10 protein-coding genes are annotated in these 15,180 nt (G+C 56.1%); 7 read left to right on the forward strand and 3 right to left on the reverse strand.

Annotated features, from left to right (window positions below):
- The 4 genes from tssI to HOY33_RS00020 all read left to right on the forward strand — a co-directional run.
- Positions 1 to 1,298: type VI secretion system tip protein TssI/VgrG (gene tssI / locus HOY33_RS00005; protein ID WP_172287495.1), on the forward strand; the 1,298-nt coding region annotated here is incomplete at its 5' end.
- Positions 1,295 to 2,092 carry a DUF4123 domain-containing protein gene (locus HOY33_RS00010; RefSeq protein WP_172287496.1) on the forward strand — a complete coding sequence of 266 codons (798 nt, stop codon included), beginning with the start codon at positions 1,295 to 1,297 and terminating at the stop codon, positions 2,090 to 2,092. The genes tssI and HOY33_RS00010, both read left to right, overlap by 4 nt.
- A complete protein-coding gene (locus HOY33_RS00015) occupies positions 2,092 to 4,086 on the forward strand; it encodes a DUF2235 domain-containing protein (RefSeq protein ID WP_172287498.1) in 1,995 nt (664 codons plus the stop codon). Before HOY33_RS00010 ends, HOY33_RS00015 begins: the two co-directional genes overlap by 1 nt.
- On the forward strand, positions 4,086 to 4,799 hold the full coding sequence (locus HOY33_RS00020; protein WP_172287499.1) for a DUF2931 family protein: 714 nt from the start codon (positions 4,086 to 4,088) through the stop codon (positions 4,797 to 4,799). Before HOY33_RS00015 ends, HOY33_RS00020 begins: the two co-directional genes overlap by 1 nt.
- A gap of 70 nt (positions 4,800 to 4,869) precedes the next feature.
- Here HOY33_RS00020 and HOY33_RS00025 read toward each other — a convergent pair whose 3' ends face one another.
- Together HOY33_RS00025 and HOY33_RS00030 are read right to left on the reverse strand one after the other, a co-directional pair.
- Positions 4,870 to 5,199, reverse strand: a complete 330-nt coding sequence (locus HOY33_RS00025; protein WP_172287501.1) for a DNA-binding protein — start codon at positions 5,197 to 5,199, stop codon at positions 4,870 to 4,872.
- Between the two features lies 1 nt (position 5,200).
- On the reverse strand, positions 5,201 to 6,619 hold the full coding sequence (locus tag HOY33_RS00030; protein WP_172287503.1) for a pectate lyase: 1,419 nt from the start codon (positions 6,617 to 6,619) through the stop codon (positions 5,201 to 5,203).
- Between the two features lie 200 nt (positions 6,620 to 6,819).
- On the opposite strand from HOY33_RS00030, the gene HOY33_RS00035 reads away from it, so the two are divergent.
- Both HOY33_RS00035 and HOY33_RS00040 read left to right on the forward strand, forming a co-directional pair.
- Positions 6,820 to 12,048 (forward strand): AvrE-family type 3 secretion system effector, encoded by a 5,229-nt coding sequence (locus tag HOY33_RS00035; protein ID WP_172287505.1) that lies wholly within the window; start codon positions 6,820 to 6,822, stop codon positions 12,046 to 12,048.
- Positions 12,049 to 12,069: 21 nt separating this feature from the next.
- Positions 12,070 to 12,492 (forward strand): type III secretion system chaperone, encoded by a 423-nt coding sequence (locus tag HOY33_RS00040; protein WP_172287506.1) that lies wholly within the window; start codon positions 12,070 to 12,072, stop codon positions 12,490 to 12,492.
- Between the two features lie 25 nt (positions 12,493 to 12,517).
- Here HOY33_RS00040 and HOY33_RS00045 read toward each other — a convergent pair whose 3' ends face one another.
- Positions 12,518 to 13,189, reverse strand: coding sequence for a GntR family transcriptional regulator (locus HOY33_RS00045; RefSeq protein ID WP_172287508.1), 672 nt, complete (start codon positions 13,187 to 13,189; stop codon positions 12,518 to 12,520).
- Between the two features lie 324 nt (positions 13,190 to 13,513).
- Between HOY33_RS00045 and HOY33_RS00050 the strand changes: the two genes are divergently transcribed.
- Positions 13,514 to 15,178, forward strand: coding sequence for a ShlB/FhaC/HecB family hemolysin secretion/activation protein (locus HOY33_RS00050; RefSeq protein ID WP_172287509.1), 1,665 nt, complete (start codon positions 13,514 to 13,516; stop codon positions 15,176 to 15,178).
- Positions 15,179 to 15,180: the final 2 nt, after the last annotated feature.

Here is a 15,180-nt window from a genome sequence, read left to right on the forward strand (position 1 = left end):
GCGGCGAGCTGGCGCACCAGCGCGAGAGCTATCAGCACTACGACTATCCCGGTCGCTTTAAACAGGACCCGAGCGGCAAGGCGTTTACCGGCTACCGGCTGGAGGCGCTGCGTGCGGGGGCGGTAACGGGTGAAGGGGAATCGAACTGCGCGGGGCTGATGCCGGGCAGCACGTTTCAGATGACGGAGCACCCGAACCCGGCGCTGAATATCGCCTGGCAGATAGTGGGGGTGACGCACAGCGGGCAACAGCCGCAGGCGCTGGAAGAGGAGAGCGGCGGCGAGCCGACGACGCTGAGCAACGGTTTCAGGGTGGTGAACGGCAAAACCACCTGGCGGAGCGAGATGCCGTACAAGCCGAGAGTGGACGGCCCGCAGATTGCGACGGTGACAGGCCCGGCGGGGGAAGAGATTTACTGCGACGTGTACGGGCGGGTAAAGCTGCAATTCCCGTGGGACAGGTACGGCGCCAGCAATGACCAGAGCTCGTGCTGGGTACGGGTGAGTCAGGGCTGGGCGGGAGGCCAGTACGGGATGGTGGCGATACCGCGCATCGGACATGAGGTAATCGTGAGTTTTCTGGAAGGCGACCCGGACCAGCCGATAGTGACCGGAAGGACGTATCATGCAACTAACCGACCGCCTTACGACCTGCCCGCTCACAAGACCCGTACCGTACTGCGCACGAAGACGCATAAGGGAGAAGGATTCAATGAGCTGCGTTTTGAAGATCAGGCCGGGCAGGAGGAAATTTATCTGCATGGACAGAAGGATCTCAACGCGCTGATTGAGCATGACGTGGTCTGGCATATCCGGCACGACGCACACACCGATATTGATAACGAACGGGTAACCCGCATCAAAGCCAACGATCACCTGACGGTGGAGAAAGAGAAGCGTGACCATGTTAAAGGGGAGCATTCACTGACCGTTGATGCTTCTATGCACCAGAAACTGGGGCAGGCGTTGCTGGTCGAAGCGGGACAGGAAGTTCATGTGAAAGCCGGGGCCAAGGTGGTTCTTGAAGCCGGCGCGGAGTTGACCCTGAAAGTGGGGGGAAGCTTTGTCAAAGTTGACCCCGGCGGTGTGACCATCGTGGGGCCGTCCATCAGGATCAACTCCGGGGGGAGCGCCGGTAGCGGCTCTGGCTGGGCAGGGCAACTCCCCGTTCCGCCGGGCAATGTTGGCGCGCCACCGGCACCGCCCGCCACACTACCAGCCCCTGCAATTCATAAAAGCATGGAATCTGTGGCGCCGCTTGCCAAGCCCTGTCCCCTGGGCAAGGGAGGTCAAGCATGAGCCTGAATGCGTGGCGAATGCAGCATAGCGGTACGCTATTTGCGATTGTAGACGGTGCGGTAGACCGTTCGGTGGCGGGGCGTTTCTATACGCTCAGTGAGGGGGAGGCTTATCCTCTTTTTGCCGGTACGCCGTTTGCGGATCAAGCCGCCCTTGGCCCCTGGCTGCTGTCTAACCCCTCTCCCGCATTCGTGGCGGATTATCCTACCTTAAGTGGATTCTACCTGATGAGCGAACAGTCGATTGAGATCGTTCGTCGTCACTGGCAAAGCCTGATACAGGTGATTAATGAAGGGATCGCCGTCTGGTTTCGCTTCTCTGACCCTCGTATTTTTCTGCCCATATTCAGCGCGATGACCCCGAAGGAACGGGATACGGTTCTGGGGCCCTGCGCCGGGCTGTGGATTAACGGCAGCGGGTTTGCGCGTAGTCCCGATACCCGGTTTCGTCCCTCGTTGCAGACCCCGTGGTTTCCTATTCATTCGCATCATCTGGCGGCGTTGTATGACGAAAGTCGTCACGCCTATATCCTGCGTCGCCGCCTGTGGCAGACCATGACAACGATGATGGAACGTCATCCGGATCCGGCAGGCGCCATTTTGCCGGTGCTGAGGCAAGCCAATACGGAAAGGCTTCAGGAGGATGTGCTCGATGGCGTGGTGGCGGGCGCGCTGACCTTGCAGGCCGGATTTCCTCTGGAAAGTATTCGCGCGCCGCTGATGCTGAACGAGGCGGAATGGGCGCAGGTCAGTCATTGGCTGGCGCAGCATGATAAATTGACAGGAGTCAACTGATGGCGGCAAATCCTTACTGTATTCCCTGCGAACATTACGATAATTGGATAGAGATTGAGATTCGCGATGAGCACAATCGCGCGTTTAAGGGGCTAAGCGCGACGCTGGCCGACGATACCGGCAACGCCATAACGGTGACGCTCAAAGAGGGGCCGACGTTAGTTCAGGGTTTCGCCGTTGGCCCGATAACGGTAAAACTGGAAACGCAGCCCTGGCTTAAAGCCGCGCAATCGCGTGAAATGCTCAGTGAAGGGCCAAGTACCGTACCGGCCTATGCGGCGGAGCATACCGGGCATGAGGGCACCCGGCGGGAACACGTCAAGGCCACCACCGGCGACCTGTGCCTGACCGCCCCCGAGCGGCCGTTGCCGGAGGCGCATCAGCCAGGGAAAGCCGGACAGGTGCGCTTCTTTACCAACCATTCCTACGTGATTGAGGTCAAGGGCTACCAAATCAACGTATTGCGCATCGGCGTATTCTTCGACGGCACCGGAAACAACACCCATAATGCCGAATCGGGCCTCAAGAAAGTCGAGCAATGGCTGGCGGAAACCTGTTCAGACCCGGCACAGCGGGAACAAGAGCTGCGCGGCTGCCAGATGGGGCGGCTTCCGGTGGGAGACAGTGCGGCTAACGATATTACTAATGTGGGCAAGTTATTCATCCAATACGATCTCGCTGCTGGTGCGTTGATCGCCCATAGCTATATCAGTGGTATTGGAACCCGTGATCCGGTCGCCGGGGAAAGTGATAGGGAATATCTCTCGGATGATATGTTGACCAAAGGGCTGGATCTTGATTTCCTGGGGGAGAATACGTCGATTGCCGGTAAAGTGGCGGAAGCCTGTGAGAAATCTATTGTTCAGGCAATAGATGATGATCTGAAAGAAATACTCCCCAATATTGAATGCATCCACCGGATTATGTTCGATGTGTTCGGCTTTAGCCGTGGGGCGGCGGCGGCGCGCCATTTTGTTAATGTTATCGACCAAAAGGCCGACCATCCCCTGGTGCGGGCGGTGGCCAATACCGACACCATCCGCCTGAAAGCCGGGTTTGACTGGAGCAGTCGGGAGGATGTGCGCATCGCGTTTGTCGGGCTGTTTGATACGGTCAAATCGTCGTACCATCCCCGCGTCAATATCCGTTTGCGGGACGACAGCGCCGAGCGGGTGGTGCATCTGACGGCGCTGGATGAAGTACGGAAGCACTTTCCGCTATCGCGCATTACCCCTACGGCCATCGGCACCAGCATCCCGTCGCATTTTACCGAACTGGCTCTGCCGGGAGCGCACTCGGATATCGGCGGCGGCTATTACAGCCGCTGGAGTCTGCGTAACCCGAACAGCAACCCGGCGCTGACCGAGTGTATCGAACTGGAGCGCTTTATGAGTGAAGAAGAGGCCTCCACGCCCGATACGGCCAGCCGCGCCTATCGTCAGGCGCTGGCCTATGCCGAGGAGAAAGTTGCATTGGGCTGGGTCGGACGGCTTAATCCTCACTTGCGGCGTGGGGCCACGCCACCGGTGGGGGAAATCAGTTTACTTCCCTATTCGTTTATCCGGCGGCGCGGGAAGGATGATGCCTGGCCGAGAAAGGCCGTTTATGTGGAGGTGGTGATGAGCCGGGTGGTGGAGGGGGAATACGCCCGCATTCCGTTACATATGATGGTGGAAGCGGGGCGGGCTGTCGGCGTACCGTTTAAGGAGTGGGATCCGACAATCCCTGCTAATAGACTTGATTCTGGCGCTGCCAAACTTCCGGCGGTGAATCTGACTAAATTGGATGAGTACTGGGCGCTGGCGGCCAACGAGCAGGGCGTGGTGAAGAACCTGGGTCAGTCGCTGCCGCCGGAGGTTTACCGGGCGCTGCGTCGTGACTATATGCACCACAGCGCCAGCAGTCAGGGTATCGCCAATCCGGCCAATACCCACAAACAGGAAACCAGCGAGAGCCGGGAGCGGCGGCATATCATCGGCAATCAGGAGGCATGATGTTTAAACAACTTATTGTATTACTGGGGCTTTGTATCTCATTGGCTGCCTGTGCTACGACACCAATGATCCCGGACTTTTCATGGCGATATGGTACCGGCAGCAATATTGATATCACTCGAAATACGCGGACGGAGTTTTATCGTGATGGAAAACTGGTTTACTCCGATCGCGAAGCTGGCGGTGGGGCCGGCGGGCTCTTAAGTGACCGAATCAAAGGTCAGCGTTACTACTGGGCCGGGGGGGGCGGATTGCCTACCGAGGGCGTCGTTGTCCCAGACAAAGCGGTGATAGAAATGGTGTCCTTCTACGATCGTAAACGTTACCGCATCAAGGTTGATTTACCCGCGGATTTAGAGCAGCAGATGAGGACGGTTTATCAAATACACGGACGCTATGATCGCCGGGAACGTTTGTACTTTGGGCTGGCGCCCGGCGGCTATTATGAGGTTGTTTTGATGGGGCGTGGGCTTGGCGCAAGTCCGGATCTATTACTTGCCCGGGGTATTGCCGAAGAGGTTACCGATGACTGGTACGATAAAAAATTCCCAATAGGGATAAGCCAATTTACCGTAACGCTTAAAAATTTTGACGAAAAATACGGCGAGTTATTTAAGCAACATCCTATCCCACAGGGAATGGACTGGGCGCCGATAATGGATGCCTACCGCGCCAGCCAGCCTAAAACGGATCAGCATCCATTTAAAGAATAAGCGTCGGTCGTGCGTCATAACGCTATTTGTCTGAGGCGGTGTGGTTATCACACCGCCTTTTTAAACGCCGTTACTGCCGGCGCAGGGCGATGCAATTATCCGCCACCCGCCGGGCGATCCAGAATGCCGTCTGGGCCGCATCGCTGTGTAAATCGTTTGCGATGCGCCCCTCGGCCTGGTGCAGAAAGTCCGGCTCCAGCGAATCGACAAACGCGTCAAACGCGAATTTGCCACGGTATGGCGCGCTTCGCCGCGACAACACGGCATTCAGCTGTTCGCGAACCAAACCAATAGCGCGTTCGAACGCTTCGCGTTGCATGGGGGTCAGGTATCCCCCCTGCTTCACCACGTCAGCCCAGCGGGAAGGCGCGGCGTGATTATCGCCTGTTATGTGCAGCATCTTAGTTCACTCCTATGCTGGCGGAATCGGGCACTTTGTAGTGATTATTGACGTTCACCAGATTGATGTTGTTACCGGTGATTTTTAAGTTATCACTGTCGCTTTTCACAAAAGAGAACTTGCCGTTTTCTGCGTCAATATTGCTCAGGTTCATGTTCCAATTGCCTTGCTGACCGCCATTGGTGCGAATAAAGGTGCCGAAATCCTTCACCTTGAAGTTATCAATGGTCAGATTGGCATCGGCATTCAGTTGGAACACTTTGTCTGAGGCGTTCTGCGCGCTACTGTTGGTGATGTGTACGTTGGCCGGCTTACCGTTGTTGGATTTAACGGTTAGCGCATCTTCACCGACGTTGGTCCAATGCACGTTGTTAATCTCGGCATCACCGCGCACGTGCACGCCGTCCGCGGCATTATCGCCAAACACCACGTTTTTCAGGGTGGCGCCGTGAGCCAGTTCAAACACCGGCTTCTGTCCCTCTTTCTGACTGCCATCGCCTAATTTACTGCTGGCGACAAACGTTTTACCTCCACCGTCAAAAACTTGTCCGGGGCCGACCTTAATTGTTTCATCCACGGTGGTGACGTCGCTACCGGCGGTGGGAAAGGCTACAGCGGCGGCCTTACCGGTATCGGATACGGCGCCGTTGCCAGCTACGGTCGAAGAGGGTGAGGAAGGCGGTGAAGAGGGCGCGGCGCCGTTCCCGGCAGGGGCTGAAAACCCGGGCGAACCGCCGCTGCCGACATTGCCGTCGGCAGGAACAGATGGTGCGCCTTTCCCGCCGCCGGATGACGTCGGCGCTGCCGCGCTGCTCGGCGCGGAAATGTCCTTGTCCTGATTATTCGGCTGACCGAATGCCCCCTTTTGCGCATCCATCAGGTTGGCAATCAGTTCCAGCAGCGCTTTCAACAGCGGGTTGTCGCTAATCTGACCACCGCCGTCGCCGGTGGGGCTGATGGCGTTACTCAGCGCATTGTCTGTGGTGTCCTGTAATAATTTCCGGCTCAGGTCTTCCGGTTGTTGCGCGTCCCCGCTGCCGGCGGCTCCCGATAGCGGCGATGCGCCTGCGCCCTGACCGGCGCCCGAGGAGGTGTTGTTTTGCGCATCGTTGGGTATCAATGCTTCCAGCAGTTTCATCAGCATGTCGGCCGCGCTGCTATTCTGACCGGCGTTCTGACCGCCGGAACTCCCGGGTTCGGCGGCTTGGCCGGTCGGATCGTTGCCCGATGACGCTTGTCCGCCACTTGCGGCGGAGAGAAGGAGGGCGCTGAGCAGCATCCCCATCGTTTCTTTCAGTTGGTCGTTTTGATGTGCGGAACGGGGCGAAGCTCCCCCGCTGGCGGACTGCGGTGAGTCGGTGTTTGGCGTCAAGAGTCCCGCGCCGGGCGGCAGGTTAAATGAGAGTGTGATTTCAGACATGGTTGCTCCTTTACAGGGTTGGTTTTGGTAGCAAATAGCCGTAGTAAATGGCGATTTGTGGTTAGTCGAGTGTTAAGTGATGAAAAGGAGCGCATTGGTTCCGGATGGGGCTGGCAAAGAGAAAAAAGGGGTGAGGGAACCGATAAACAAATACGGCCACTTAGCAAGCAACGCCATTTTCTTATCCGGGGAAGTTGATTATGCAAAAAATTCAGCACGTGCAGTCAAGCAGGCCAATTTCGGAGATTGAACCAGCCTCATCGTCCCAATCCACGCTAGCGCAGGGTAAAAGCAGTAACGCGAGTCAGAAAGGTTCGCCGTCGCTGATTCAGCAGGGACTGCATGATAAAAATAAGCCGCCGGTGCTTGAGCAGGGAAGCGGCAGTCAGGTGAGGCATCAGGGCGCGCGTCCGACGGATCTGCGCTCGTCGCTATCCTCGGGCGGATTGATCCAGGGTTTGCCGCGCTCGCTGCGCGATTCGCTGTCGTCAGGGGGGCCGATTCAGAGCCTGGCGCGTCGGGAATCGTCGCCGGGGTCGTTATCACCGGGAGGCGGCGGCAGACTGACCGGCAGTGAGCGAGGGCATAGCGAGCGGTTCTTTACGCCCCCAAGCTCGTTGCCTGCTTCCCCTCGGCACAGCAATGCCGACAGCGACAGCCACGGGTCGCAGCGCTTCTATACCGCCCCCTCATCGCCGGCCGGTTCGCCGCCGCGCGAGGTGGGCCGCAGGGTATTCGAGCAAGGCGAAAGCAGCCATCAGACGCCGATTTCCGGGGCAACCTCTCAGCCGTCAAGCGCCATTGCGCCTTCACGTTCATCGCTGGGTTCCGGCGGGCCGATTCGGAATCTGACGCGCTTCGCTCCCCCTGAGGAATTCAAGGTTAAGATAGATGACCATGGCAAAATTCAGTTCGGCAAAGGGCTGCCGAATACGTTGGCGACGTTATTACAGCAGACTCTGGGGAAAAACAGTCAGCCGTTTATTGCCCATCATGAAAGCCAGGACGCCCAACAGCACGCGTTGTTAGATAAATCCGGCCGCGTGTTTGTGATCCAGCGCGAGGGGGAAAACGCTATCGCGCTGCACAGCAGCGGGCGCAGCCCCATTCCCGGCGTGGGCCGTGCGGGCAGTGCGCCGTCAGGCAGCGTGCAGTTGACGCTTACGCCGGGCCAAATCAAGCTTCAGTCTTCTTCTGCCGGCGCGCGCGGAGAAGAGGTCAGTATCCCGTTGTCGGGAAAGATGAATCACGAACTGCTGACCGGGATTTACCGACAGCCGGCCTCCGCGTCCGCGCCGGGCGAGCAATTGCGCATTCATGATAAAAAACTGTTTGCGCTCAGCCCCGACTTCGGCGTTTGGCAGCAAACCAGCGAGGTTCCTCACAGCTTGTTATCCCGGCAGGGCGACGGGCAATTGTATGCGGTTGAGGATAAACATACTCTGAATAACCTCTCATCAGGGGCGGGCGCGTCGAAGTTCAGCGACGAAATCAGCGATTTCTCCGCCAATAAAAACGGGCAACTGGCGGTGCTGACCAAGCGCGATCACCTGACGCAACTGCATCTTTTGTCCGCGCTGGACGCGTCTCCCCAGCCTGTCGACTTGCTGAATGATGGCAAACCGGTACAGGCGCAGTCCGTTGCCCTCACCGCCGAACACCTGCTGATCGCCGATCATGAGGGTAATCTCTTCCATGCGCCGCTGCCGGGGAAAGACGAGAAGAGCGTGACGTTGACGTCTTATGATACGCCGGAATTGGACGCCACGTTGGGGGCCAATCGCCGCATTACCGGATTTGCCCATGATGAGCACGGCCAGACGCATGCGCTGGCGACCGATCGGCAAGGTCAAAAACACGTGGCGTCATTGGGGCAAAATGGACTGTCGCCGGAACCAGGCTGGAATCTGAGCGATCGTCTGGTGGTGGATGACGCGCTGGGGCTGAAGGCTCAGGCGCCGGTGGGGCTGGATACCATTGATCTGGGGCGCTTGGGGAAGCTGGCGCTCCAGGACGGAAAAGTTCATTTTTACGATAAAAACAGCCAGAGTTGGGAAGCATCCAGCGTCGAGGCCGGTCAGCTTAAGCGCGGGCTGGATAATCAGGCCTACATCCTGAAAGACAGCAAAATTACTCCGTTATCTATCGGCCAGAAATCCGATGAATTCATGCACGGCGACAATACGGTGTTCGCCCTGTCGCAGGTGCGCCAGATGCCGACTGACGGTACCGCGCTGCCCGGTATTAGCAAAGAGGACAACGTTTCGGTCATCGCGATGATTAATCGCAATAAATTCGTGGCCGTCAATCAGCAAGGCGATCTGCATTTCCACCAGCATAAACCGGGTCTGGATCAAGTGGCTATCCCGCCGCTGGCGCTGCCCAAAAACGGCCTGTCCGGTGAAATACGCGACATCACGCTGGACAAGCAGCAGAACCTTTTTGCGCTGAATAAAGAAGGGCAACTGTTTCAACTGCCGAAAGCCGACTGGCAAAACGCGGCTCATCACGGCGCTGCGCAGTGGCGGCCGGTCGGTACGCCGATAGACGGTAAAATAAACGCCATCGGAACCGATGCGCAGCATCATTTACAAATCGCGCACGACGAGCATCAGTTGTATACCCGGCAGTCGGACGAGTGGAAAAGCGAGGTGCCGAAAGGACAAGCAACGCCTTCCGACGATGCGCGAGCCGCGGAAACCGTGTTCGGCACCTTGCGACGCGCCACCAAAGGCAAGCGGTTGCCGGCTACCGGCGTTACGGCCAAAGCCGATTTGCAGATTATGGGAAAAACCGGCGCAGAGTCGCAGAAGGTTAAAAGCAAGCTGTCCGATCTGGTGCGGGCGCATATCTTCAACACGTCGCTGGATATACCCCGACCGATAAAGACCTTTGCTAACCATGTACAGCATCAACTGGTGGGACGGGAAGGGCTGAAGCCGATTTATGAGATGCAGACCGCTTTGCTGAAAAAGCTGGAGGCGAACACCGGTCAACCTCAGGAACCAATGATGGATCTGGCGAGCAAGATGGAAAAACTGGATCTCGGCGAACAGGGTAAGCCGTTGGTGGACCTATTAAAGCAGTTTCGTACCGAACTGGAGACCAGTTCGGCCAGAGCCGCGTTGAACATCGGAAAACATTTGGGCGTAGTGGATGCCAATGGCGCGATAAACACGCAGAGCAAACCGGCGCTCCCGGACGAACAGTCCAATGCCGTCAGCCTGAGTCGTCAGGAGAAAGATCTGGCGCCCATGCTGCTCGCCGCCATGGAAACCACCCCCGCATCCAAAGAGAGTATGGCCAGAACGCTGGTGAAACAGTTTGTGGATAACCAGATGCCGATACAGCAGAAGCTGAATTCCGCTACGCTCGGTCAGCAGCGGGATACCCACGATGCATTGTCGCTGGCTAAAACCCGGCTGGTGTTGGATACGCTGACCCTGGGGGATTTGTATCAGTTGACCGACCGCCTCGGTACATTGTCCGGCACGTCGCCCGGCAAGGAGGCGCTGGCCTCGTTGACCACGGAGCTTAACGCGCTGCGGCAGGATACCTACGGGGCGAACCCGGTGAAGAAACTGACCGATATGGGCTTTGCCAATCATAAGGCGCTGGAAGCGGACTACGACTCTATCAAAACGTTTATGAAAGCGTTCAGGAAAGAGGAGAACGCGGTCAGCGTCACGTCCAGAACCGTGATGCGGGCCGGCAGCCAGACCGATATGATTGATAAAATGAAAGCCACGCTGCTGTCGCTGGATAGCAGCGAAAGCATCGCTTTCAGCCGCACTTATGGCGGCGGCGCATCGTTGGCGTTTGTGGTATTGGGAACGCCGCTGCCTTTCCCGCCGGTGCCCGGCGGCAGCGTCAGCGGCGAAAGGACTTATAATTTGAGCTTTGCCCGCGGGGATAACGGCGTTTCTGTGACGTTCGAACGCAGCGGCGGCATTACCGGCAAACTGTCCTATTCCGGCGGTTACGACGTCAGTGAATACCTGACGGGGACCACCTCGGCGGAAATGACGCAGGAAATCAACGATAAACACAGCTTTGTTCCCGATATTCGCGCCTCTGCCAGCATATCCGCCAGCCTACAGGTGGCGCAGCAGAACGCCATGAAATTTTCACTGACCGAGGAAGAGCTGCCAGGGTTTATCGAAGGGCTGACCAAAGGCACGCTTAACCCGCTGGCCCTGATGGATAAGGGCGAACAACACAGCGTGAAGTCGGGCAGAACGGTCAGCTTTAATCTGGACGGCAGCGCCGCGCTGGAGATACGCGGCGGGATTGACTTGACCACCAAAGGCGCTAAGCCTTCCACCGTCACGCTGCGCGGAACTGCCGGGATGACGGCAAGCGCGAACGTGCTGTCCGCGAACAGCGCCAAAAGTGTCGAGCAGAGTGAAAATTCGGACAGCTATACGGTCTCCGACAACCGTATGCAATTCATGAATCAGATTGCGCTGGGGGCCAACGCCGGGATCAACGGCGGGATCGCCAGAACCACCGATGATGGATCCGGGCTGGTCCCGATCTTTGCGGCGGCGAGCGTTGGGGTAAACGTTGCGGTGGATTCGCGTACCAACCAGTCTATCAGCTTAAATATGAAGAAAGCGGTGCCGATGCAAAAAACCGACATCGCCTCGATGACCCAATCGCTGGCGGCGGCCTTTACCGATCCGGCCAGCAATCTGGTACTCGATAATGTGAAAAAAATGACCAAACCGGATGACCAGTTGGCCATCCTGAGCGAGCATTTTGCCGACAAAACCGCGAAAACGGACATGCAGCATCAGGTGCTGACGCAGTTGAAACGTCTGGACCTGCGTCAGGACGCCGCGATGCGGGATGGCGCGACGCTGGACAGCGTAAAACACTCCACCTCATATACCAATCTGAGCAAACTGACGGAAAACGGCCTGTTTCAAGTGCTGGGCAGCCATCTGTTTTCGACGCTGCCGCCCAGTAATGCCGATCGCGTTAATCAGATGATTGCGCAAAATCCGGCGTTAAAAGATATCGTGAGTCGGTTGCAGGATAAGGATAACGCCACGGTGACGGTGGGGCTGGAACTGAAAGACGATGTTCGGGCAAAAGTAGAGCAGGGTATTCAGAATAAAACGCAAGGAAAAGATGACGTTATCGCGCTGTTCAAAGATAAGAGCAACCTGCGCCTGGCGAGTATCGAGGTCATGCAGACGGTGAAAAAGAGCGAGGGGTTCACTACGCCGGCAGTCATCATCAACGCCGCAAGCAGCGCGGCCGTAACCATGAGCAAACTGCTTGGCAGCGTCAGCTTCACTTACGGCCAGGACCAGACGATACCGCAAAGCTACACGCTCGGCGGAGAAATCGCCAAAGCGCATCCGTCCACCGCCAGCGCAATACAACAGTTGCAGCAGACAGGTTTGCAACTGAAAAGTTAATCGTGATTAAGGAGAAAATCCATGACACCGGCCCAACAACATATTACCCGTTTATTACACCATTACGGCAAGATTCATCAGGTTTCGCTTAGTTTACAAGACGGCGTTTGCGCGCTGTATGAGCAAGGCGGGCAGGAGGCGGCCGTATTGGAAATGCCCGCTAATGGCGACGCGTTGTTATTGCACGGCGAGATTATGCGCTTTCAAGACGATAACCCTGCGGCGACCTATCACCTTATGCTGCTGCTTAATTTTGAAATGGCGGCGATGAAAGGTTGCTGGCTGGCGCTGGATGAGAACACCACGCTACGCCTGTGCAGCCGGCAAACGGCGGACTCACTGGACGAGTCCCGTTTTACCGCGCTGCTTTCCGCGTTTATCGATCAGAAAAAGGAAGTCCGGCTGCTGATCAACGAACTGCTGTCGCCGGGAAAAGCGGCCTGATACCGCCGGCGGGAGCCGGCTTAGCCTACGCCTGCTGCTCGGCGGCAATAAACGCCAGCATGGTTTCGCTGCCATCCAGAATATCGCGCTGGATGGCGCGCATCGCGGCTTGGCCGTCTTGTTGGCGCAGGGCGGTCAGCACTTCCTGATGATGTTCGATAGCCATTTGCAGCGAGAAATGGGCATAGGCCCGGGCAATCAGCGGCCCGGTGCGCATCCACAGGCTGCCGATAAACTGCGTCAGCAGCGGCATCTGGGCCGACTGCGCCAGCAACAGGTGAAATTCGCTGTTCAGCCGCAACGCCTCGCTCAGGTTTTTGTCTTCAATCGCCTGGCGGTTGCGTTGAATATTTTCTTCGATACGCCGTAAATCCTGCGGAATAATCAATCCGGCCGCCAGTTCTGCGCCCGTTCCCTCCAGCGACAGTCGCAGGGTACGGATTTCTTTGAATTGATCTTCGGTTAATTGTGGAACGCGGATATCGCGGGGGGTCTTCAGCACCAGCGCCTGTTCTTTAGCCAGTTGCAGAATCGCGTCCCGCACCGGGGTAACGCTGGTGCCGACCTGCGCGGCAAGCTCCCTGATGCGCAGGCGATCGTCAGGCTTGAGGCGACCGACAATCAGCGCCTCGCGCAACATGGTATAAACGCTGGAACCCAGATAGCTGTGGTTGATTGGTCCGATTGGATAATTCACGCCTGCTCCCAAAGAAAGGGCGTCAGCGCCGCCCAAAGTCATCAATATACAATATGATGCATCAAAAATGCCATTCAAGATGCCACAGGTTTCCCTGATTTCTTGCGGTGTCATTATTCTTCTATTTCCTACGTGGAATTCACTATTTTTTGCGGCATCGAAATGACGAACGTCATATTTCTGTAATTATTCGTTAGTGCGATATTTTGTATTGAGTTAAGCCAAATTAATTATTGTAAAATAATATGTCGAAAAATATATTGAGCTTGGTAATTAACGGTTCTACTATGCCAGAAAAAATTAATAACCTCAGGGATGAAAACGATGCTGGTTTTTATCAGGCGGCTTTTGATTCTGCCTATTCTTTTTCCTTATTTCGTATTGTCGGCACCGCTTAACCCGGCAGACCGAAATGAAATACAACAACGACAAGCGGAAATCATTGAACAGGCTCGCCAGCAGCGTGAATCCTTATTACAACTGAATCAACGCCAGGAGCGGCAAGCGGCGGGGAGTGATGCCGAACGGGGCCATTGCTTCGCTATTCAGGCAATTCGCTATAACCATAGTTCATTATTGAGCGAAAAAGATAAAGAAAGGTTAAATAACAATTATATTAATCGTTGTATTAATGTTAATGAAATAAATAAACTTATCCATGACGTAAGTAATTGGTATATCGAGCGAGGGTATATTACCAGTCGTGCGTTTATTCGTGAGCAGGATTTATCCAGTGGCGTATTACAGATCGATATTCTGGAAGGTCGACTGCAATATATTAAAATCGATAATGAATCAAGACGAATTATAAAGCAGGTATTTCCCGGACTGGCGGGTGAAATCCTTAATCTGCGGGATATTGAACAGGGGATGGAACAGATTAACCGTATGCCGACGCAGCAGGTGAGCATTGAAATTCTGCCGGGAAGCCAGCCGGGCTATTCCATCGTCAATTTAACCAGTAAAAAACAACTGCCGCTGACGGCAAACATAAGTTTTGATAATAGTGGGCAAAAAAGCACCGGCGAGCAACAGCTAAACGGCGGGCTGTGGGGAGACAACCTGTTGGGCCTTGCCGATCAATGGTTTATCAACGGCGGACACAGCAGCCGATTTTCCGCCGGCCAGAATGCAAAAAATTTTCAAACCGGGGTTTCCGTGCCCTATGGCTACTGGAATCTCAATTATGACTACGCCTGGAGCCGCTACCGCAATGATTTCCTGAACCGGGATTTCCTCTGGCATTCCACCGGCGATAGTCAGACGCACCGTCTGTCGGTGTCGCGTGTGGTCTTTCGTAATGGCGATATGAAAACCAGTCTGTCGGCGGGCATGGCTCACCGTATCGGGCATAACTACCTCAATGATGTGCTTTTGCAGTCCAGCAGCCGAAAACTCAGCACGGCCATTGTCGGCGTTAATCACAGCCAGAAACTGTGGGGCGGGCTGGCGACATTTAACCCGGCGTACAGCCGCGGGACACGCTGGTTTGGGGCGGAAAGCGATGTTGGCAAAGATAGCGATGCGCCACGGGCGGCGTTTAACAAGCTGACGCTGGCCGCCAGTTATTACCACCCGATTACTGAAAACATCAGTTATCTCACCAACTTCTACGGTCAGTATTCTGCACAGACGTTGTATGGCAGCGAGCAGGTCACGCTGGGCGGAGAGAGTTCGGTGCGTGGATTTAAAGAACAATACCTTTCAGGCAACCGTGGCGGCTATTGGCGCAATGAAATCAATTGGCGGCCTGTGGCATTGCCGTTATTGGGCGAACTGACCTTAACGGCGGCGCTGGATGGCGGGCATCTTTCTGCGCATCAAGGGGATGGCGAATCCGCCGGTACTTTGTGGGGGGCGGCGCTCGGTGCCGGGGTCGCCAATCGGTATTTGGCGCAGCAGATCACCGTCGGTTGGCCGTTGGATTATCCAGGCTGGTTAAATCCTGATGCGATTGCCGTTTATTACCGCATCGGTGTTTCTTTTTAGCC

Origin of the sequence: Brenneria sp. hezel4-2-4, assembly GCF_013155275.1 — a bacterium.
In the GTDB taxonomy this organism is placed as follows: domain Bacteria; phylum Pseudomonadota; class Gammaproteobacteria; order Enterobacterales; family Enterobacteriaceae; genus Brenneria.

Excerpts from the sequence above, each read along its gene's own strand:
- HOY33_RS00010 (WP_172287496.1), top strand. The coding sequence starts at position 1,295 with ATGAGCCTGAATGCGTGGCGAATGCAGCATAGCGGTACGCTATTTGCG.
- HOY33_RS00015 (WP_172287498.1), top strand. The coding sequence starts at position 2,092 with ATGGCGGCAAATCCTTACTGTATTCCCTGCGAACATTACGATAATTGG.
- HOY33_RS00020 (WP_172287499.1), top strand. The coding sequence starts at position 4,086 with ATGTTTAAACAACTTATTGTATTACTGGGGCTTTGTATCTCATTGGCT.
- HOY33_RS00025 (WP_172287501.1), bottom strand. The coding sequence starts at position 5,199 with ATGCTGCACATAACAGGCGATAATCACGCCGCGCCTTCCCGCTGGGCT.
- HOY33_RS00030 (WP_172287503.1), bottom strand. The coding sequence starts at position 6,619 with ATGTCTGAAATCACACTCTCATTTAACCTGCCGCCCGGCGCGGGACTC.
- HOY33_RS00035 (WP_172287505.1), top strand. The coding sequence starts at position 6,820 with ATGCAAAAAATTCAGCACGTGCAGTCAAGCAGGCCAATTTCGGAGATT.
- HOY33_RS00040 (WP_172287506.1), top strand. The coding sequence starts at position 12,070 with ATGACACCGGCCCAACAACATATTACCCGTTTATTACACCATTACGGC.
- HOY33_RS00050 (WP_172287509.1), top strand. The coding sequence starts at position 13,514 with ATGCTGGTTTTTATCAGGCGGCTTTTGATTCTGCCTATTCTTTTTCCT.